This is a genomic window from Bacillus sp. EB600 (genome assembly GCF_024494385.1).
In the GTDB taxonomy this organism is placed as follows: Bacteria; Bacillota; Bacilli; order Bacillales; family Cytobacillaceae; genus JAEVLT01.
Genome location: NZ_JAEVLT010000004.1, coordinates 125177 through 145862, shown reverse-complemented (window position 1 = coordinate 145862; position 20686 = coordinate 125177). Strand labels below are relative to the sequence as shown.

20 protein-coding genes and 1 pseudogene are annotated in these 20686 nt (G+C 33.9%); all 21 read left to right on the top strand.

The features are described from left to right. The first annotated feature begins 76 nt into the window (after positions 1 to 76). The 21 genes and pseudogenes from JN080_RS06580 to JN080_RS06480 all read left to right on the top strand — a co-directional run bounded on the left by JN080_RS06580 (position 77) and on the right by JN080_RS06480 (position 20673). Positions 77 to 805: a YveK family protein gene (locus tag JN080_RS06580; RefSeq protein ID WP_256235133.1), complete on the top strand. Its 729-nt coding sequence runs from the start codon at positions 77 to 79 to the stop codon at positions 803 to 805. Continuing rightward, positions 795 to 1451 (top strand): CpsD/CapB family tyrosine-protein kinase, encoded by a 657-nt coding sequence (locus JN080_RS06575; RefSeq protein ID WP_256235132.1) that lies wholly within the window; start codon positions 795 to 797, stop codon positions 1449 to 1451. Before JN080_RS06580 ends, JN080_RS06575 begins: the two co-directional genes overlap by 11 nt. 251 nt (positions 1452 to 1702) lie before the next feature. Then, on the top strand, positions 1703 to 1843 hold the full coding sequence (locus JN080_RS06570) for a hypothetical protein (protein ID WP_256235131.1): 141 nt from the start codon (positions 1703 to 1705) through the stop codon (positions 1841 to 1843). A 45-nt stretch (positions 1844 to 1888) separates the two neighbouring features. Further along, on the top strand, positions 1889 to 3715 hold the full coding sequence (locus JN080_RS06565; protein WP_256235130.1) for a polysaccharide biosynthesis protein: 1827 nt from the start codon (positions 1889 to 1891) through the stop codon (positions 3713 to 3715). Positions 3716 to 3726: 11 nt separating this feature from the next. Further along, positions 3727 to 4893 carry a glycosyltransferase family 4 protein gene (locus tag JN080_RS06560; protein ID WP_256235129.1) on the top strand — a complete coding sequence of 389 codons (1167 nt, stop codon included), beginning with the start codon at positions 3727 to 3729 and terminating at the stop codon, positions 4891 to 4893. Continuing rightward, positions 4856 to 5923, top strand: a complete 1068-nt coding sequence (locus JN080_RS06555) for a glycosyltransferase family 2 protein (protein WP_256235127.1) — start codon at positions 4856 to 4858, stop codon at positions 5921 to 5923. Before JN080_RS06560 ends, JN080_RS06555 begins: the two co-directional genes overlap by 38 nt. Before the next feature lie 12 nt (positions 5924 to 5935). Beyond that, on the top strand, positions 5936 to 7069 hold the full coding sequence (locus JN080_RS06550; protein ID WP_256235125.1) for a glycosyltransferase family 1 protein: 1134 nt from the start codon (positions 5936 to 5938) through the stop codon (positions 7067 to 7069). 9 nt (positions 7070 to 7078) lie between these two features. After that, positions 7079 to 7993, top strand: a complete 915-nt coding sequence (locus tag JN080_RS06545; protein ID WP_256235124.1) for a glycosyltransferase family 2 protein — start codon at positions 7079 to 7081, stop codon at positions 7991 to 7993. A gap of 28 nt (positions 7994 to 8021) precedes the next feature. Continuing rightward, positions 8022 to 9089, top strand: a complete 1068-nt coding sequence (locus JN080_RS06540; RefSeq protein ID WP_256235123.1) for an EpsG family protein — start codon at positions 8022 to 8024, stop codon at positions 9087 to 9089. Positions 9090 to 9164: 75 nt separating this feature from the next. Further along, positions 9165 to 10319 (top strand): glycosyltransferase family 1 protein, encoded by a 1155-nt coding sequence (locus JN080_RS06535; RefSeq protein ID WP_256235122.1) that lies wholly within the window; start codon positions 9165 to 9167, stop codon positions 10317 to 10319. Positions 10320 to 10323: 4 nt separating this feature from the next. Next, positions 10324 to 11520, top strand: coding sequence for a glycosyltransferase (locus tag JN080_RS06530; RefSeq protein WP_256235121.1), 1197 nt, complete (start codon positions 10324 to 10326; stop codon positions 11518 to 11520). A gap of 33 nt (positions 11521 to 11553) precedes the next feature. Beyond that, positions 11554 to 12627, top strand: coding sequence for a UDP-glucose 4-epimerase GalE (galE, locus tag JN080_RS06525; RefSeq protein ID WP_256235120.1), 1074 nt, complete (start codon positions 11554 to 11556; stop codon positions 12625 to 12627). Between the two features lie 22 nt (positions 12628 to 12649). Further along, positions 12650 to 12793 (top strand): YwzD family small protein, encoded by a 144-nt coding sequence (locus JN080_RS06520; protein WP_256235119.1) that lies wholly within the window; start codon positions 12650 to 12652, stop codon positions 12791 to 12793. After that, complete coding sequence (locus JN080_RS06515) at positions 12790 to 13398, top strand: sugar transferase (RefSeq protein WP_256235118.1); 609 nt, start codon at positions 12790 to 12792, stop codon at positions 13396 to 13398. Before JN080_RS06520 ends, JN080_RS06515 begins: the two co-directional genes overlap by 4 nt. Further along, entirely contained in the window at positions 13385 to 14389 is a 1005-nt protein-coding gene (locus tag JN080_RS06510; protein ID WP_256235117.1) for an ATP-grasp domain-containing protein, read from the top strand. Before JN080_RS06515 ends, JN080_RS06510 begins: the two co-directional genes overlap by 14 nt. Then, complete coding sequence (locus JN080_RS06505) at positions 14364 to 15095, top strand: HAD family hydrolase (protein ID WP_256235116.1); 732 nt, start codon at positions 14364 to 14366, stop codon at positions 15093 to 15095. The genes JN080_RS06510 and JN080_RS06505 overlap by 26 nt, the downstream gene beginning before the upstream one ends. Continuing rightward, complete coding sequence (locus JN080_RS06500) at positions 15082 to 16260, top strand: aminotransferase class I/II-fold pyridoxal phosphate-dependent enzyme (protein ID WP_256235115.1); 1179 nt, start codon at positions 15082 to 15084, stop codon at positions 16258 to 16260. Before JN080_RS06505 ends, JN080_RS06500 begins: the two co-directional genes overlap by 14 nt. A 35-nt stretch (positions 16261 to 16295) precedes the next feature. Beyond that, positions 16296 to 16634 (top strand): XRE family transcriptional regulator, encoded by a 339-nt coding sequence (locus JN080_RS06495; protein WP_256235114.1) that lies wholly within the window; start codon positions 16296 to 16298, stop codon positions 16632 to 16634. A gap of 322 nt (positions 16635 to 16956) precedes the next feature. Further along, a pseudogene (locus JN080_RS06490) lies at positions 16957 to 18320 on the top strand (IS4 family transposase). A gap of 134 nt (positions 18321 to 18454) precedes the next feature. Next, positions 18455 to 19492 (top strand): glycosyltransferase family 2 protein, encoded by a 1038-nt coding sequence (locus JN080_RS06485; protein WP_256235113.1) that lies wholly within the window; start codon positions 18455 to 18457, stop codon positions 19490 to 19492. After that, entirely contained in the window at positions 19489 to 20673 is a 1185-nt protein-coding gene (locus JN080_RS06480) for a glycosyltransferase (protein WP_256235112.1), read from the top strand. The genes JN080_RS06485 and JN080_RS06480 overlap by 4 nt, the downstream gene beginning before the upstream one ends. The last annotated feature ends 13 nt before the right edge of the window (positions 20674 to 20686 follow it).

Genomic DNA, 20686 nt, shown 5'->3' with positions numbered 1-20686 from the left:
TCTAAGTTGAGGCTATTTTTTTGGTTTATGTGTTCTTTATCTAGAACGTCTAAAAGTCTAACGAAAAGGTGGTTTCATGAATCAATTTGATCAAATAAGCAGTTTTGACAAGAAAAAAGCGAAAGAAATCAATTTAAGCGAATTATATAAAGTATTGAAAAGACGCATTTGGGCTGTTTTGATTTTAACCGTTCTTGGAGCTGCCATAGGTTTTATTCAAAACACTGTAACGGTTACTCCATTGTATCAATCTTCTGCGAGAGTAATTATTGGTGCGGATGAACAATCTAGAACAACACTACAGGTAATTGTGAAAGATTCTACGATTTTGGATAAAGTCGTTACAGAGTTGCATTTACCAATGAATTCTGATGCTTTAGCAAAACAAATTACGGTGGCAAGCATTGATCAATCTCAAGTTGTAAGTATAACCGTAGTCAATCAGGATCCAAGAATGGCTGCTCAAATAGCAAATACAACAGCCGCAGTTTTTAAAGCGGAAGTACCAAATATTGTTGGACAAGACTATATTCGGATTTTATCGAATGCAAAAGTAAATCCAGTCCCTACTAACCCTAAAAATTATAATAAAACTATAACAGCCATTGTGATTGGATTAGTTCTTGGAATAGGGCTGGCATTTTTACTAGATTCTATGGACAGCACTGTCAGATCTGAGCAAGAGGTAGAAAAGATACTTGGACTCACTGTCCTAGGAAAGGTTTCTAAAATGAACAAAAGGAATATAAAAAGGAAAAAGGTGCAATCGAATTTAGATTTAAGAGGTGAGACGGTTGATTCTTAGTAAACGAAAGAGCAGTGTCAATGCCAAAAGAAATATAATTGCCAACACTTACCCTGATTCGATTATATCCGAGCAATTTCGGATGATTCAAACCAATATTAAGTTTTCTGTAGCTGACCAAAAAAATCGGATTTTTTTAATTACCTCGCCTGGCACTGGTGAAGGAAAGTCTACTTCTGCAGCCAATCTTGCTGTCTCTATGGCACAGCAGAAGAAAAAGGTTCTACTGATTGATGCGAACCTAAGAAATCCAGTTCTTCATACCATTTTTAATATCCCAAATTCAGATGGTTTGACAGATGTTTTAAAAGGAAGAATCACATTTGAAGAAGCCGTTTGTCATACCGAAATCGGAAGACTAGACGTTTTAGCTAGTGGGATAAATCTAGTAAATCCAGTTGAATTATTGGGGTCACAGTTGATGCGGGATTTATTAAAAGTGGCCTTGCAAAGGTATGATATCGTGTTAATCGATTCTTACAGTGTGATAGACGTGACAGATACAAAGCTTTTAGCAAACCAAAGTGATGGAGTGATTTTGGTTATTCAAAGTGGTAAAACACTTCTCGAAAAAGCGGCGGAAGCCAAAAAAGAAATCGAGTTTGCAAAATCAAAGGTAGTCGGGGTTATTCTGAATGAAAATTAGTATTTGATTTTTTTTAATCCTTATGTTCTTTATTACGAATATTAAAACCTTAGTAAAGAAATGTTGGTGATGTCTCCTTTCCAATATCAACGGAGGCACTCGGTCATGCTGTGGGTTGAGAGACCTTAGACGCTAGTCGTCGAGAGTGTGATGTGAGGGCGGGTTAGATGCCCCTATTTTAATAAAAAATTTCCTTATGTGATCTTTTCAGAGAACATATAATGAAATTTTTTATAAGGAGTGGAAAAGTTTTGAGAGAGTTTGATAATTACCCAAAGTCAATCAAAAAGGCGATTCGCTACATTAAACAAGATGCAAAGAAGGATGAACTAAAAGAGATTAAAATAATGTTAGAGCGTGCTATTGAATTAAGATCCGTAAGAATAGATTAATCCTCATTTTTGTTATTAACATTTTTAAATAAAGGGGGACAGGCTATGACGTATCGCCAAAGGCTGCCAGTATTTATCTTTCTTGATTCCTGTATTGTATTAACAGCCATATTCTTCGGGATGTTCTTAGTCAATGCTACCTACAACGTTGTTACGGTACCAATTGCTACAAGTTCTTTCGTGATCTTACTGAGTCATCTCTTTTTTTCAGTCATATTTAGACTTTACAAGAAAGCATGGGAATATGCGAGCATTGGAGAGTTAGCTATTATTGCAAAAACGGTTACTGTTTCCATTCTTGTTGCCGGAATTGTGGAACTGCTTCTATTTCAAGATATATACTTTAGGCTTCTCGCTGTTACATGGCTGTTAAATATATTATTTATTGGTGGTTCGCGCTTTTGCTGGAGGATTTATCGAAGTGCTGTACTCGATAAAGCTGATAACAAAAATAGGACGCTTATTGTTGGCGCAGGTTCCGCCGGAACGATGGTGGCAAGACAATTGTCAAAAAATAATGACGCGGACTTACTGCCAGTTGGGTTTATTGATGATGATGTAAAAAAGCAAAAGCTTGATATTTTAGGTATTCCTGTGTTAGGCGGCGTAGTGGACATCCAACAGGTTGTCGAAAAATTCAGCATTAACAACATCATCATTGCGGTTCCATCCCTTAGTAAACGTCAATTAAATACAATTTTTCAGGAATGTGCGAAGACAAGGGCAAAAACACAAATTCTCCCTATGTTAGAGGATTTGGTAACAGGAAAAGTATCGGTCAAGCAGTTTCGAGATATTAAAGTAGAAGATCTATTAGGCAGAGAGCCGGTAGAATTACACCTTGAAAGTATCTCAGAGTATGTCACCGATAAAGTGGTGTTAGTAACGGGTGCTGGGGGATCAATTGGATCAGAAATTTGCCGTCAGATTTCAGCGTTTAACCCAAAAAAATTAGTGTTGTTGGGCCACGGTGAAAATAGTATTTATACAATAGAGATGGAATTGAAAGAAAAGCTAAAAAATACAGAAATAGAATACATTCCAGTGATTGCTGATCTGCAAGACGCCAAGAAAATGATGAGCGTAATGGGTGAGTATCAACCCGATGTTGTTTATCATGCAGCTGCCCATAAGCATGTACCGCTTATGGAGGGGAATCCCGAAGAAGCTGTAAAAAATAATTTAATTGGAACAAGGAATGCAGCCAATGCAGCAAGTTGGAACGGGGTTAAAACATTTGTCATGGTCTCTACCGATAAAGCCGTTAATCCAACAAGCGTAATGGGGGCAACGAAACATCTTGCTGAAATGATTGTTCAATCTATGGATCAACAGAGCGAAACAAAATTTGTTGCTGTCCGTTTTGGTAATGTACTTGGCAGCCGCGGCAGTGTCATTCCTTTGTTCAAAAAGCAGATTGAAAAAGGCGGTCCTGTTACCGTTACCCATCCGGACATGGTCCGCTATTTTATGACGATTCCTGAAGCATCAAGGCTTGTGATTCAAGCGGGAGCTCTTGCTAAAGGTGGAGAGATCTTTGTGCTGGACATGGGCGATCCTGTGAAAATTGTTGATCTTGCCAAGAACATTATCAAACTATCAGGAAATTCTATTGAAGAGATCGGAATTGAATTTACTGGAATTAGGCCGGGTGAAAAGTTATTTGAAGAATTACTTAACAAAGATGAGATTCATGAGGAGCAAATCTATCCAAAAATTTACGTTGGAAAAACGGCTGCACTGTATTTGACGGAAATCGATGAAATCATCTCTACATACGAAAGTTTAGATAAAGAGGAGCTTCGTAAAAGATTGCTAGATCTCGCAAATCACCGGGTGGCCAATCCACAACACCTGTCTGTTACGGTGTAAAGGAGAAAAATATGGACAAAAAAGTATTGTTTTGTGCAACCGTGGATTATCATTTCAAAGCTTTTCATCTGCCGTATTTACAATGGTTTAAAGAACAAGGCTGGGAGGTTCATGTAGCCGCCTCGGGAAAAATAGAGCTACCCTATGTGGATCTAAAATATGATATTCCAATTCAACGGTCCCCTTTCAATAGAGACAATCTTTCGGCTTACAAGGATCTTAAAAAGATTATTGAAAAAAATCAGTACAAAATCATTCACAGCCATACACCAATGGGCGGGGTCTTAGCAAGGCTTGCAGCTAAGAAAGCTAGAAAAAATGGAACAAAGGTAATCTACACAGCCCACGGCTTTCATTTTTGTAAAGGTGCACCACTCGTCAATTGGCTGATTTACTATCCGATTGAGAAAGTTCTGTCAAAATCTACAGATACTTTAATCACGATAAATCAAGAGGATTATGAGTTGGCAAAAAATCACCGTTTTAAGGCTGAGACCATTCATCATGTTCATGGGGTTGGAGTGAATACCGATCGATTCCAACCAGTTATTGTCCAACAAAAGAGCCAGCTGAGGAAACAATACGGATATAAAGACGATGAATTCTTACTTTTTTATGCAGCAGAATTTAATAAAAATAAAAACCAACAATTGATAATCCGATCACTGGAATTGATGAAGGATCAAGTGCCAAATGCGAAGCTATTGCTTGCCGGAGAAGGGCAGCTTTTACGAGAATGCCGGGAGCTTGCAGTTCAATTAGGCGTTGATAAGATGATTGATTTTCTCGGCTATCGGACAGACATTGAAACGCTCTTAAAAATAAGTGATGTTGCTGTTGCATCAAGCATCAGGGAAGGACTTCCGGTCAATATCATGGAAGCAATGGCCTGCGGCCTGCCGATTGTGGCAAGCGTGAATCGGGGCCATTCAGAACTAATTAAAGAAGGAATCAATGGGTATCTGATAGCGCCGGATAATTACCAGAAGTTTAGCTTCAGGTTAATCAGTCTCTATCATTCTAATAGTCTTTGCCAACAGATGGGGCTGGCTAATCAGGAAAAAATGAAAAGATACTCATATTCTAAAGTTCTCTTAGAATTAATGGGAATCTACTCAAGATATATGGTGGAGGAAATAAATGAAACCAACAGTAAGCATAATCGTGCCTATCTATAATGTAGAAAAATATTTAGGCAGATGCTTAGATAGTTTATTATCACAAAACTTAAAAAATATTGAAATTATTGCTGTTAATGATGGATCCACGGATTTAAGTTTAAAGATTCTCAAAGAGTATTCGATAAAGGATTCTAGAATTAAGGTCGTTAATAAGTCAAACGGCGGTGTTTCTTCTGCAAGAAATAAAGGAATCCAATTGGCCAGCGGTGAATTTATCGGATTTGTTGACCCTGATGACTGGGTTGAACCAGAAATGTATGAAGACATGGTTAATCATGCTAAAAATGAAAAAGTAGATATTGTCATGTGCGCGTATATGAGAGAATTCGCAAGTCATTCTAAAATGAAAAATTTTGAACTTCCCAACAAAGTAATCTATGAAGGTGAAGAGGTTAGAACCAACGTAATGAGACGTTTAATAGGCCCATTAGATAATGAAATAGCCAATCCAGAATTATTGGATGCATGGGGGACGGTATGGTCAAAACTATATCGTTCAGAAATTATAAAAAATCACGGAATAAGATTTGTAGATTTAAAAAATATTGGTACAAACGAGGATACACTATTTAATATTGAAACAAGCTATTTTGCAAAGTCTTTTTTGTTTTTAAATAATCCTTATTATCATTATTGGAAAGAAAATAGTTCTTCTGTTACTTCCGGATATAAACCAAACTTAATGAACCAGTGGTTTTATCTATTTACGTATATTGAAAATTTTTTAAATGAAAAAAATATGGATAAGACCTATTTTTCAGCTTTAAATAATCGTATTTGTCTAAATACATTAGGCCTTGGCTTGAATACAATAAGTCATGATAATCAGTCTTCTATTTTTAATAAAATTAAAAAAATCCAAACGTTTTTAAAAAACAAACGTATCAAACATTCTTTTAAACAATTGGAATTATCAAAGTTTCCGATTGTTTGGAGAGTGTTTTATTTTTGTGCTAAAGCACGTTTTGCAGCAGGATTTTATCTTATGTTAATTTGTATTAACACACTAAGGAAAGTGATCAAATAGGGGGTGATGAAATTGACACCAGTTCGGGTTCTTCAAGTAGTTACCATTATGAATCGCGGTGGGCTTGAAACAATGCTAATGAATTATTATCGTCAGATCGACCGGGAAAAAATTCAATTTGATTTTATGGTTCATCGTGCTGATGAAGGTCATTATGATAAAGAAATCGAGGAGCTTGGCGGCAAAATTTATCGAATGCCTCCAATTAAACCAGGAAACTATCATCAGTACTTTAAATTGCTTGATGAATTTTTTGAAAAACATCAGGAATACAAAGTGGTTCATTCACATATTAACGAAAACAGCAGTTTTGTTTTAAGAGCTGCAAAAAAGGCAAATATTCCATGCCGAATTGCTCACAGTCATTTGAGCGATTTGGGGTTAGATTGGAAGCTGCCATTTCGTTTATATGCTAGATATTTAATGAAAGATCATCCCAATTATTATTTTGCTTGTTCTAAGAATGCGGGCAAATGGCTGTTTGGGAAAAAACACACAAAATTCAATGATGTAATGATTCTTAATAATGCAGTTAACGCTGGAGATTTTAAATTCAATGAAACGATTAGAAATAAAATAAAAGCTGAACTTGGTATTACAAATGAGCTAGTCCTTGGACATATTGGCAGGTTTAATAAACAAAAGAATCACGAGTTTCTTATTGATATTTTTAAAGCTGTTCACCAGAAAAATTCGGATGCAATTTTACTTATGATAGGGGATGGGCATTTACGACCTTCCATAGAAAAAAAGGTTGAGAAGCTCGGATTAACTTCGCATGTGAAGTTTTTAGGAGTTCGGAGTGATATACCTGAACTTATGCAAGCAATGGATATTTTTCTTTTTCCATCTTTGTTTGAAGGCTTACCAGTAGTACTCGTAGAGGCACAGGCTGCCGGTTTAAAATGTATCGTTTCAAATACGATTACAATGGAAAGTGATGTGACGGGGAGAGTTGAATTTATTGATCTTAACCAATCCCCGGGGTATTGGGCGGAACAGATCTCATCTTCGCCTTTTGAACATGTGGATACATCCAAAGAGTTACAAAAGAAAGGCTATGATGCTGCCACAATGGCTCAATGGTTAGCTGATTTTTATATGAATTATTACCCAGTTGAAACTAAAAAATTCAGTGTGCTTTGAGGTGTTTAAATGATCCCAACATTAACAGTTTTTACTCCAACGTTTAATCGAGCGTATACCCTTCACTTATGCTATGAAAGTTTGAAAAGACAGACCTCTAAAGATTTTGTATGGTTAATCGTTGATGATGGTTCGACGGATAATACGAGAGAAGTAGTAGAAAGCTGGATCTCAGAAAATGAGGTAGCAATTCGATATCATTATCAAGAAAATCAAGGAATGCATGGAGCACATAATACGGCGTATAAACTAATCGAAACGGAGCTTAATGTTTGTATCGATTCTGATGATTATATGCCAGACGATGCAGTTGAAAAAATCGTCTCGTTTTGGAATGAATTTGGCAGTGAAAAATATGCCGGCATTGTTGGATTAGATGCAAGCCCAAATGGAAGCGTAATTGGAACGAAAATGCCTATTGATATAAAGGATTCTACGCTAACACATCTCTATTCAAAGTATAGAGTGAAGGGTGATAAGAAACTGGTATATCGTTCAGAGTTAACGAGAAAAACACCGCCATATCCATTATTTCCAGGGGAAAAGTATTGCCCGCTAAGTTTTAAATATATTCTCATCGATCAAAAATATCCGTTGCTGGTCATGAACGAAATTCTTTGTCATGTTGAGTACCTGCCAGATGGATCAAGCATGAACATTATTAATCAATACAAAAGAAACCCAAGAAGCTTTTCCTTTTTTCGAAAGGTAGCAATGCAGTATGCCCCATCTTTCAAGGAAAGGTTTAGAGAATCTGTTCATTACATTTCTAGTAGTATTATGATAAGAAATTCAAAATTTTTATTGGAATCTCCAAGTAAATCAACTACTTTTTTGGCAATGCCTTTGGGTATTGGATTATATTTTTATATTCAAAATACCAGTAAAAAAACCGTATTGAAAAGTAATCAAAAGTCAACTTAAGATGGTATTTTTTGAAAGGATTTCTGAAATGGAAATTTTATGGATTAATTTTTTTGCTGTTTATATATCTTCCTTTTTGGCAAGGTTTTTTTCTAAACCTTTATACACAGAAACTCCTTTTATTAAACCAAATAAACTGATAATATTTTTAACTATTTTATCTTTAGTATTAATATCAGGGCTCCGAAATAATATAGGTGATACTTATTTTTATATGCATAGTTATAAAACTCAAGATTTTAGTTTACAAGATATTAAATTTTCAGGCGACTTTGGGTTTAACATTTTACAATCTCTTTTACAAAAAATTTCTCGTGATCCACAAATATTAATTTTTACAGTAGCTCTTATTACCAATTTATTTATCGTAATGGTTTTATACAAATATTCCAGAATGATTGAATTAAGTTTATTTGTTTATATAGCCTCAGGTATGTACACAGTTTCTATGAATGGAATAAGGCAATTTTTAGCAGCAGCTATATTATTTACAGCAACTAAATATATTTTTGATGGAAACTTGAAAAAATATATGTTAATCGTATTATTAGCATCTACCGTTCATCAGACTGCACTAATTTTTCTCCCAATTTATTTTGTTGTTAGAAGGGAGGCGTGGTCAAAAGTAACATTTATTCTTTTAGGACTTGCTATCCTGTTAGCAGCGGGATTTAACCAGTTTTCAGGAATATTGTTCAAGGCTCTTGATGATACACAATATGGACATTATAGTAATTTCTCCGAAGGAGGTGCCAATATACTAAGAGTTACAGTGACGGGTGCTCCCTTAATTGTGGCCTTCATTGGCAGGGAAAGACTCAGAGAACTATGGCCAAAAAGTGATTATATAGTTAATTTGTCCATTTTGGGTTTTGTCTTTATGGTAATTTCATCAAAAAATTGGATATTTGCTAGATTTGATATTTACTTTGGACTTTATAGTCTAATTTTAATTTCTTGGATTGTTAATTTATTTTCCAATCAGGATAGAAGAGTTATTTATTACGTAATTTTAGGCTGTTATTTTATTTATTTTTACTATGAGCAAGTCATATCACTTAATATTATCTATAAAAGTATCTACATTCACTTATAAAATTTAAATAGGTATGGGTAACTTGTTGTTTAACTTCAAATAATATTTAAATTGATTAGCATGGTGGTGAATTTAATGAATACAAAAGTTCCAACAAGAGTATTACATATAGTCAGCGCAATGAATCGTGGAGGGACCGAAACTTTACTAATGAGTTTATACCGAAACATAGATAAAAAAAAGGTCCAGTTTGATTTTGTTTCACATAGAAAAGAAAAATGTGATTATGATGATGAAATTAAAGCTATGGGTGGTAAGGTATACCATATTGCGAGCCTTGGACAAGCAGGTCCCGTTCCCTATATTCGTGAATTAAAAAAGATTATGAGATCAAGACCATACATTGCAGTGCACTCCCATACTGATTATCAGTCGGGATTTCCAGCTTTAGCTGCTAAACTATCTGGAATAAATAAAAGGATTTGTCATTCACATAGCAACCAATGGACAAGAAAAAATGGTTTTAAGGAAAGGCTATCCTTAGTAGTTCTCCAAAAGGTAATTACATTTTCAGCAACTGAGCTTTGTGCTTGCAGCGAAGAAGCTGCAAGTTTTTTATTTGGAGAAAAAAAGGTGAAACATGGGAAAGTCCATATTTTAAAAAATGGTATAGAGGTTGAAAGGTTTACACAATTAATTGACAATCATACTGAAAGTGTAAGGAACGAGCTGGGTATCCCAGAGGAGGCAAAGCTAATAGGCCATGTTGGTAGCCTTTCTTATATTAAAAATCATAGCTTTATACTAAGAATCTTAAAACAAATGTTGATGGAAGGCCAAAATATATTTGCGGTATTTGTAGGTGATGGTTCATTAAGAAAATCAATAGAGAAAGAAGCCAAAGAACTTGGAATAAGTGAATATGTAAGAATTACTGGTGTTAGAGAAGATATTTCCAGAATGATGAAGGCTTTTGATGTATTTGTTTTTCCGTCGTTATCTGAAGGATTTGGTATCGTTACGTTAGAAGCACAGTGCGCGGGAACACCATGTGTTGTTTCTGATACCATACCTAAGTCAACAGATATAGGTCTCGGTTTAATCTCCTATTTAAATTTAGAAGAGGATATAAGAAATTGGTCAAAGGAGATAAAAAAGGCATTTTCAATAAAAAAGCCTGATAATCAAACTATCTCTCAATCATTTTTAAAAATGGGGTTTAATATTCGGGAGAATATTGATAAATGGTTAACATTATATGGAATTCAATCTTCATTAACAAGGAGTTAAAAAGGTGAGAAAGAAATTGTTATTTGTAACCCAATACCTGCAAACGGGTGGAGTAGAAAGAAGCTTATTAACCCTACTTTCAGATTTAGACTATGATAGGTATGAAGTTGATTTACTATTATTTGATCACAGTGGAGTTTTATTTGAAGAAATACCAAAAAAAGTGAATATTCTCCCTCCTCTCTTTGAAAGCTTTTCGACCCCGCTTTCAAAAGCTTTACCACAGCTTATAAAGAAGGGGCGTTTTCGTTTATTGTTAGGCAAATTACTTGCTGCATTACTAGGAAGATTATCAAAAGGAATGGGTACAGGGTTGAGATGGGGAGTTTATCGACATTCACTTCCAAATATAAAAAAACACTATGATGTGGCTATTAGTTATCTAGATTTCTTTTGCAATTATTATGTAATTGAAAAGATAAATGCTGATAAGAAAATAGTTTATAACCACATGGATTATGTCTACAGCCAAAAACATGGGTGGCCTTCTCCAAAACTTGATAAAGAAATTTTTTCGAGAAGCAACTATATTGTTTCAGTGGCCGAATCTTCAAAAGAATCTTTAAAAACTGTTTTTCCAGAATTAGAAGAAAAGATACAAGTGATCCATAATCGAATACAACCTGAATCAGTTCGTTCATTGTCAAAAGAAGTAATAAAGGAAAATAAAATAAATAAAAGTAAAAAATTTAAAATTGTTTCTGTAGCAAGACTTGTTGAGGAGAAGGGAGTTTTACTTGCTCTCAAAGCGTGTAAAATACTTGTAGATCAGGGCTTTGACATTGTTTGGTATTTGGTTGGAAATGGTCCTCTACTTGAAACTCTTGAAAGAAAATCAAAAGAACTGGGACTAAATGAACATTTTATTTTATTAGGAGAACAGCCCAACCCTTATCCGTATATGGGAATTTGTGATGTATATGTTCAGCCGTCATTAACAGAGGCTCATTGTGTAGCCGTTGAAGAAGCACTTGCATTGTATCGTCCAATCGTTGTAACAAACATTCCATCCTTCTCCAATCAAATTAAAAATGAAGAGACAGGGATACTAGTTAAATCAAGTCCGGAAGGAATTGCTGAAGGAATAAAGAGATTATTCCTTTCTTGTGATTTAAGAGATAAATTATCCAATAACTTATTAAATTCAAATGATAGAAACCAAGAAGAAATGAAGAAGTTTTATCAATTAATTGAAGGATAATCCTTTAACAAATTTAAAGTGAGGTGAACAAAGATGGCGATATTAATAACAGGAGGAGCAGGCTACATCGGCAGCCATACTTGTGTTGAACTGTTAAATGCAGGATATGAGATTGTGGTATTAGATAACTTTATTAATAGCAAATCAGAATCACTTAACCGAATCCGTAGGATTACAGGTCGAAAATTTAAATTCTATGATGTTGACTTGTTGGACAAGGAAAAAGTCGATCGTGTATTTATTGAAAATGAAATTGAAGCAGTCATACACTTTGCAGGCCTTAAAGCGGTTGGTGAATCAGTCAGACTACCGCTTAGCTATTATTATAATAATATTACTAGTACGATCATTTTATGTGAGGTAATGAAAAGGCACGACGTCAAAAAATTAGTATTTAGTTCATCAGCAACTGTATATGGAATGCCTGAGCGAGTTCCAATTTCGGAAGAATCTCCGTTATTTACCTTGAATCCATATGGACGGACGAAATTGATGATTGAAGAGATTTTACAAGATCTCTATATTTCTGACCAAACTTGGAGCATAGCACTTTTGCGATATTTTAATCCAATTGGTGCCCATTATAGCGGTCTGATTGGTGAAGATCCAAATGGAATCCCCAATAATCTCATGCCATACATCACTCAAGTTGCCGTTGGAAAATTAAAGGAACTTAATATTTTTGGAAGTAACTATCCAACGAAAGATGGTACGGGTGTCCGTGATTATATCCATGTTGTCGATTTGGCAGTGGGTCATTTACGAGCACTAGAAAAAGTTTCAACCTTAACCGGTATTGACGCATATAATCTGGGTACAGGCCAAGGTTATAGTGTATTGGAAATGGTTTCTGCTTTTGAAAAGGCATCAGAGATGAAAATTCCGTACAGAATAGTAGACCCAAGACCCGGCGATGCAGCTGTTTGCTTCGCAGATCCATTAAAGGCGAAAAGAGAATTAGGCTGGCAGGCAGAGAAAAACATTGTTGAGATGTGCGAGGATGCGTGGCGATGGCAGAAACAGAATCCAAATGGATATGAAAATAAAATGAATAGCATAAAAGATCCTCACTATTTCAATAGTGAGGATTTTTTAGTGGAAATTTAATTTGTTTAGCGGGGTTTGATAAATGAGTATTTCTGAAAAACTCACTCAGAAAAGATTTCAAGAGATTCTTTTTCATGCTTATTTAAAGGGTGAAAAATCAGAAGACATAAAAGTGGCGGAATTAATCCAGGAAATTATCCAAGAAGTTTTGGTGACGAATAAATGAAACGTTTGTTTGATTTATTCGTTTCCATGATTTTATTAATCTGTCTTTCTCCGGTTATTTTGCTGGTGGCACTGGCAGTAAGAATCAAATTAGGAACTCCGTTTCTGTTTAAACAACAACGTCCTGGATTATACGGCAAGCCATTTTACCTCTATAAGTTTAGGACGATGACAAATGAAAAAGATCAAAATGGAGTGCTTTTGCCAGATCATATCAGGTTGACTTCTTTTGGAAAATTTTTAAGGAAATTTAGTTTAGATGAATTACCGCAGCTTTTCAATGTGTTAAAAGGGGATATCAGTTTGGTTGGACCAAGACCATTGTTAATGGAATACCTGCCACTTTATTCAGTAGAACAATATAGACGCCATCAAGTCAGGCCAGGTATAACCGGCTGGGCCCAGATAAATGGGCGGAATGCAATCTCTTGGGAAGAAAAATTTGAACATGATATATGGTATGTAGAAAATCATAATTTCTATTTAGATTTAAAGATATTATTTTTGACAGTGCTAAAAGTAATTAAAACGGAAGGAATCAGGCATGAAAACCATGCTACTATGCCGGAATTTAAAGGGAGCTTAGATAGACATGAAAGAATATGATATTAATATTTTATTTACAAGTTCAGGCAGAAGGGTTTCTTTGATAAAAAAATTTAGGGAAACTTATCTTGAGAAAAACCTAAAAGGTAGGATTATAACTGCTGATCTTAAACATAATGCTCCGTCAGCATTTTATAGTAACAAACATTATTTAGTACCAAGAGTTACTGACGATAATTATTTAGCGGAACTACTAAATATATGTGAAATAGAGGAAATTGATTTAGTCATTCCTTTAATAGATACAGAATTGGTGCTTTTGGCAAACAATAAAGATCTATTTGAACAAATTGGTGTAAAATTGTTGATTTCTAGTAAAAAATTAAATGAAATAGCAAATGATAAGTTAGAGACTTATAAGTTCTTTTCCAAGAATGGAATAGCAACTCCAAAAGTATTTAGTGAAGAAGATCTAACAATTGAGAATTTTAAATTTCCATTGTTAATAAAGCCTCGGCATGGCAGTTCAAGTAAGGGTGTAATAAAAATTAATAATAAAAGGGAATTAGACTTTTTTAAAGACTATATTCCTAATCCTATAATACAAGAATTTATTATGGGAATAGAGTATACAGTTGATGTAATGACAGATTTTAATGGGAATATAAAAACAATTGTGCCACGGCAAAGAATCGAAACTAGAGCTGGTGAGGTAAGTAAGGGTATAACAAAAAAGGATATTGAAATTATTAATGCTGTAGAAAGTGTTGTTACAAAATTACCAGGTGCAGCGGGATGCATTACCTTACAGTGTTTTAAAAAGGAAGATGGGACGATTACATTTATTGAAATAAATCCACGTTTTGGAGGTGGAATACCACTCTCAATTGAGGCCGGTGCAAATTTTCCATTATGGACAATAGAGTTATGTCTGGGAGCTACATTTAATAAATATGAACTTGATTGGAAAGAAAATTTAATAATGCTTCGTTTTGATGATGCAGTTTTTTCGGAGAGTATAGGTTATGAAGATAAAAGCGTTAATATTTGACATGGACGATACTCTATTTAATGAAATTGATTATATTTTTAGTGGATATAAGGCTGTAGATAAGTGGCTTAGAGAGAACTTTGAAATTGTTGGGTTCTATAATATAGCCACTTTTTTATTTAATAATGGTATTAGAAAAAATATTTTTAATAAATCACTAGAATTATTAAAAATGAATTTTAATGAGGGCATGATTATTGACATGGTTAATGTATATCGAGGACATGAACCAACTATTCAATTACTAGAAGATGCAAGATGGGTATTACAACATTTGCTAGGATCAACAAAGTTAGGCCTGATATCCGATGGTTATCTGATATCACAAGAAAAAAAAGTAAATGCTTTAAAGATAGAGGAGCAGTTTCATTCAATTATTCTAACCGATAAATTAGGTAGAAAAAACTGGAAGCCAAGTCCTATTCCGTATATTCAAGCAAGTAAGGAATTAAATTGCCAACACCATGAATGTATATACATTGGTGATAATGTGTCTAAAGATTTTATTACTGCTAAACGCTTAGGGTGGAAAACAGTTCATATTTGTAGGGAAAATGGAATATATTCAGCGGTAAATAATATTAATGAGTACAGTGCTCATTATCAAATTCGAGATTTACGAGAACTTTATAATATTCAAGAATTAGAGCATGTGTTTGTTTATCCTATAGATAACAAGGATGTGGTAATTTATGACCATAATTGAAACTAAAAAGAGAATTTTTCTCTCCTCACCACATATGAGTGGGAATGAAAAGAAATATATTAATGAAGCTTTTGAATCTAATTGGATTGCCCCGCTTGGTCCAAATGTGGATCAGTTTGAAAGAGAATTAGCCCAATATGTAGGAGCCAATGAAGCTGTAGCTGTTAGTTCGGGAACAGCAGCGATTCATTTGGCTCTTTCTTTATTAGACGTAAAAAAAGGGGATAAGGTATTTTGTTCGACCTTAACGTTTATCGCAAGTGCTAACCCCATCATCTATCAAGGAGCTGAACCGGTATTTATTGATTCGGAACCGGAAACATGGAATATGTCACCAGATGCCTTGGAAAGGGCATTTCAAGATGCAATAAAAGAAGGGAAGCTGCCAAAGGCAGTGATTGTGGTCAACCTGTATGGCCAGAGTGCCAAAATGGATGAGATCCTTGCCATTTGCAAACATTATGATGTTCCAATTATTGAAGATGCAGCTGAATCGCTAGGATCTACTTATAAAGGAAAAGCAAGCGGCACTTTTGGAAAGTTTGGTATTTATTCTTTTAATGGAAATAAGATCATTACTACTTCCGGCGGTGGCATGCTGATATCAGATGACAGGGAAGCATTGCAGAAAGCACGTTTTTTAGCTACGCAGGCACGTGACCCAGCACCACATTACCAGCATAGCCAAATTGGTTTTAATTACAGATTAAGCAATATTTTGGCTGGCGTTGGCAGGGCCCAGTTAGAAATATTAGAAGATCGGGTGGAAACAAGAAGAACGATATTTGATCGGTATTACGATGAGTTGACCCATTTATCTGGAATACATTTCATGCCTGAATTAGTAGATACTCGTTCCAACCGCTGGTTAACCGCTCTTACGATTAATGAGAAAGAAGCAGGAGTTTCGGTCAAAGAGCTATTGGGTGCGTTGAATGCAGATAATATTGAAGCCAGGCCTGTGTGGAAGCCGCTTCATCTACAGCCGCTATTTAAAGGTGGTAGATATTATTCACATAGTTATAAGCAAAGTGTATCTGATCAGCTTTTTACAAACGGTGTTTGTTTGCCATCCGGGTCCAATATGACAGAGGAGGATCAAATGAGAGTGATTCGTTGCATAAGTGAAATGTTCCAACGAAAGATGATAAAGGAAATAAACTAAAGTTATACAAAAAAGGGCAAACGGGGTATTTAGTAATGATTGGTAATAATATATATGAAATACGAAAACAAAGGGGTTTAACATTATCAGAGCTTGCTGAACGAGCGAAAATTTCGAAATCTTATTTAAGTAATATTGAACGGAATATAAATAAGAATCCCTCTATTCAAGTCATCAATAAAATTGCCATGGTTTTAAGGATAGATTTAAAAGCCTTGTTAACAACAGAACTAATAGAAGAAACTCAGAAAATACCTGATAAAGAGTGGATAGACTTGGCTAGGGAATTAAAAAATTCAGGAATTGAAAAAGAAGAAATTTCAGATTATAAAATGCTGCTTGAATTTATTAAATGGAAGAACCAGTCAGAATAAAAAAATTGATAGAGTAATAAAAAATATACAATGTCTAAGAAATAGTTTAACTGATGGAAAGGGACTAAAGCTTAAAATCTTAAAAAGGTATATATAAGGTACAAATGTTTATGTAAATACTAACAATCAATAGTAGGAAACTATTTAATTAACTCAACTTTCGCACCTAAAAAAAAATATGATGAGTTTAAATGGCAGTAAAGTTCAGAGTCGTTGAAATATAGTGCTTGACCTTAAAAATAGGCATGAAAAAACACCTCATCGTTTGTTATAGTTGATTTGTCGAGAATCACAATAACCATACAAAAGAGGTGCCTCCTATATGATATCGAATAATGGTCAAAATAAGCAACTTCCAATGAACTAACATCAACATTTAAAGAATTACAGGTGCTAAAACATCTAAGAAAAGCTGGTATTACAAAGTCTTTTGGCTTTTCTTGTGGTTTTCTTTTTCAACTGATTTTTTGTTTGATCTTTGAAAATAAGAACTGGTTTCGGACACTTGAAAGTAAAAAATCTTCCGATTTTCCTGCTAAAGATGCAGTGTATCGTTATTTAAATAAGTCCACCTTTGCATGGCGTAGATTTTTACTTTTTCTTAGTGCTCACACGATTGGCAAAGTTACCAGACTTTCGAATCATGACAGACCGAAGGTCTTGGTGTTAGATGATTCTTCGTATGATCGAAATCGTAGCAAATCAGTGGAGTTGCTAGCTCGGTGTTTTGATCATGCTTCTCAAAAAATGCGATTTTATAAAGGCTTTCGCATGCTGACCCTTGGCTGGTCAGATGGTGCCACCTTCATTCCTGTGGACTTTTCTTTATTAAGCTCAAAAACAGGCCAAATTAACGGAATAACAAGTAAAATCGATAAGCGCAGTTCAGGTTACAAACGACGCCTTGAAGTATTACAATCTGCGCCAGAACAAATTCCAGACATGATTCAATGGCTCTAAATGCTGGAATAGATGCCTCTTATGTGTTAATGGATACTTGGTTTACCCATCAACCACTTATTAAGAACATCAAAGAACAAGGGCTAGATGTAATTGGCATGGTTAAGAATTTAAAGCAATGTTATTTTGTAGATGGTAAGCGGGTGAGCTTGAATGATCTTTATCGTTTAGCAGCACCTATTCAAGGAAAAAAAGGGCTGGCTTCTTCGCTCCATTCAAACTACCCAAGCCAACGAAGTAACAGTCAAAATTGTCTTCGTTCGTAACCGTAATAAAAAGAGCGAGTGGCTAGCTATTTTGAGTACAGATTGTACGTTAAATGACCAAGAAATCATCAAAATATACGGCATGAGATGGGACATTGAAGTCTTTTTCAAGACAACGGATTCCTTATTAAAACTCCAAAAGGAGTTTCAAGGTCGTTCCTATGATTCCTTAATTAGTCGTACAACGATTGTTTTTACGCGATATATTGTACTGTCATGGCAAAACCGATGTAGCACGGACGAAAGAACACTAGGCGGTATGTTTTATGAACTCTGTGATGAAATCAGTGACCTCGATTGGGCAATTGCACTTCAGCAATTAATCGAGCTTCTTGAAGATACCCTTAAAAAGAGTAACAAAAAAATTCAAAAGTTAATCAAAAGTCAACTACAACAATGGATCGCTGACTTACCCAACTATATCAAGGCATACCTGCCTATTTCAGTCTGCGAAAGTTGAGTAATTAAAATTATAATTTCTATATGTTATTGAAACTGATCATTTCAAGAAATTAACCTTTTTAAAAGATTCATTAGAGTTTTATCTTTTATACATTTTGCTGGACAGCCTAATTGATTAATTTGGAGGTAAGGATGGTTCCGAAAGTAAGTGTAATTATACCTGTATATAATTGTGAAAAGTACCTTTCAAAATGTTTAGATAGTGTACTAGAACAAACGCATCCAAATCTTGAAATAATAATTGTGAATGACGGCTCCACAGATGAAAGTGAAAGTATAATTATTGAATACAAAAAAAAGCATAAAGAAATAATATATTTTTACCAAGAGAATAAAGGACCATCCGAAGCTCGTAATAAAGCAATTGCCAATGCAAATGGTGAATATATAGTGTTTGTTGATGCAGATGATACAGTTAATGAATATTATATAGAAAAATTATTAAAAGAAATGGTAAGTACGAATTCGGATTTGGTTTGCTGTGGCTATAAAGATATTTCAATTTATGGGGTACATTATCATACAGATTTTAATTTTAAAAGAAAAATTTCATTACACTATTTTTTAGAAATGGTTTGTGAAGGTACTGGGGGAGTTTTATGGGGTAAAATTTATAAAAGAGAAATTATTCAGAATAATAATATAAGATTGGATAAAAATATATTTATGTCAGAGGATTTGATATTTGTACTAAAATATGCAATTCACAGTAAATCCTTTTCTACAGTCCAAGAGTATTTATATATTTACAATAGATTGAATCAGACTAGTATAAGTTCTAATATCTCAATTGATTATTTAGAAAACTATATTTCAGTGTGCAGATTTATAGAGAAAATATTAAACTCTACGGGATTAAATAAAAATAGAATAAAAAAATTAATGACTAAGAAAATTCAAGATGTAGTTTTTACTTTAGTTGATCAACAAGGTAAAAATCTAAAAGTAATCGGACTAGAGGCAGCAATTGAAAATGTAAAGATAATCTTATCTATTTCATATATACAGAAGTACAAAGAGGATTTTACCTCAAATGATTTATACTCTATTCCTTATTTGTTTTTAATAAAAGGCAACTTTGTTAAGATATGCATTTTTTATGCAGCTTTTATTAACACTTTAAAATCTTTTAAAAATAAATTAACGAGAAGAAAGAAAGTGGGTCTATGAAAAAAATTTTATTATTTGTTATTGATTCACTAACCATTGGGGGAGCAGAAAAAAGTTTAGTGTCTTTATTGAATTTAATTGATTACACAAAATATGATGTGGACCTATTATTATTTAGAAAGGGAGGTGAATTAGAGAAATACCTTCCACAATCTGTTAATATCCTTCCAGTTCCGGAATATTATCGATTTAATAACAAAGAAAGATTCTTATTTCATGAAAAGTTGAAATTTTATTATTACAGACTTAAAACATTGTTAAATTTAAGATTAAATAACTATCGAATGCAATCATTACATACTGAACAAATAGTATTTAAAAATATAAAAAAAATCTTGGTACCTATACAAAAAAAGTATGATGTTGCAATTGCATATAGTCAAGGAATGCCCACATACTTTGTAGCTAATAAAGTTACCGCGTCAAAAAAACTTGCCTGGATTAATACAGATTATACTAACTCACTATATAATAAAGAGATTGATTTTGAATCATATAAGGAAATACAAAAAATCATTACTGTTTCTAAGCACATCAATAAATCTGTGTCCCAAATAAGAGAAGAATACAATAAAAAGGTTGAACTAATTTTAGATATAATAAACCCCTCATTAATTTATAAAATGTCTAATGAACATGTAGTTCATGAATTTGATAAGTCAGTAATAAATATATTAACAGTTGGAAGACTTGTAACGGCTAAAGGATATGATATGGCAATTGAAGTAGCAAAACTGCTTAAGAGTTCAGGATATAAGTTTAAATGGTTCGTTATTGGAGAAGGTCCAGAAAGAAACAAACTCCAAAATATAATAGATAAATTTGAATTAAATTCCCATTTTACTCTTCTTGGTAAAAAAATAAATCCTTATCCATATATGAAAAATTGTGATTTATATGTACAAACTTCAATTAAGGAAGGGTTTGGTCTTACAGTAAGTGAAGCTAAAATTTTAAAAAGGCCAATTGTATGTACTAACTTTCCTACTGCAAAAGAAATAATTAATAATAATGTTGATGGATTAATAGTCGAGTGTGATATTCACAATATTTATAAAGGAATAAAAAAATATCTCGATGATCAGAGTTTTAAAATCAAAATAATTCAGGAATTGAATACTATTGAAGCATATAATTCTGTAAATCAATTAAATAAGTTTTATCAATTGGTGCAAAATTAATAAATGGTGATGA

What these genes read in the sequence shown, in the direction of transcription:
- JN080_RS06580 (WP_256235133.1), top strand. Translation starts at nt 77, where the DNA reads ATGAATCAATTTGATCAAATAAGCAGTTTTGACAAGAAAAAAGCGAAA.
- JN080_RS06565 (WP_256235130.1), top strand. Translation starts at nt 1,889, where the DNA reads ATGACGTATCGCCAAAGGCTGCCAGTATTTATCTTTCTTGATTCCTGT.
- JN080_RS06560 (WP_256235129.1), top strand. Translation starts at nt 3,727, where the DNA reads ATGGACAAAAAAGTATTGTTTTGTGCAACCGTGGATTATCATTTCAAA.
- JN080_RS06555 (WP_256235127.1), top strand. Translation starts at nt 4,856, where the DNA reads ATGAAACCAACAGTAAGCATAATCGTGCCTATCTATAATGTAGAAAAA.
- JN080_RS06545 (WP_256235124.1), top strand. Translation starts at nt 7,079, where the DNA reads ATGATCCCAACATTAACAGTTTTTACTCCAACGTTTAATCGAGCGTAT.
- JN080_RS06540 (WP_256235123.1), top strand. Translation starts at nt 8,022, where the DNA reads ATGGAAATTTTATGGATTAATTTTTTTGCTGTTTATATATCTTCCTTT.
- JN080_RS06535 (WP_256235122.1), top strand. Translation starts at nt 9,165, where the DNA reads ATGAATACAAAAGTTCCAACAAGAGTATTACATATAGTCAGCGCAATG.
- galE (WP_256235120.1), top strand. Translation starts at nt 11,554, where the DNA reads ATGGCGATATTAATAACAGGAGGAGCAGGCTACATCGGCAGCCATACT.
- JN080_RS06520 (WP_256235119.1), top strand. Translation starts at nt 12,650, where the DNA reads ATGAGTATTTCTGAAAAACTCACTCAGAAAAGATTTCAAGAGATTCTT.
- JN080_RS06515 (WP_256235118.1), top strand. Translation starts at nt 12,790, where the DNA reads ATGAAACGTTTGTTTGATTTATTCGTTTCCATGATTTTATTAATCTGT.
- JN080_RS06510 (WP_256235117.1), top strand. Translation starts at nt 13,385, where the DNA reads ATGAAAGAATATGATATTAATATTTTATTTACAAGTTCAGGCAGAAGG.
- JN080_RS06505 (WP_256235116.1), top strand. Translation starts at nt 14,364, where the DNA reads ATGAAGATAAAAGCGTTAATATTTGACATGGACGATACTCTATTTAAT.
- JN080_RS06500 (WP_256235115.1), top strand. Translation starts at nt 15,082, where the DNA reads ATGACCATAATTGAAACTAAAAAGAGAATTTTTCTCTCCTCACCACAT.
- JN080_RS06495 (WP_256235114.1), top strand. Translation starts at nt 16,296, where the DNA reads ATGATTGGTAATAATATATATGAAATACGAAAACAAAGGGGTTTAACA.
- JN080_RS06485 (WP_256235113.1), top strand. Translation starts at nt 18,455, where the DNA reads ATGGTTCCGAAAGTAAGTGTAATTATACCTGTATATAATTGTGAAAAG.
- JN080_RS06480 (WP_256235112.1), top strand. Translation starts at nt 19,489, where the DNA reads ATGAAAAAAATTTTATTATTTGTTATTGATTCACTAACCATTGGGGGA.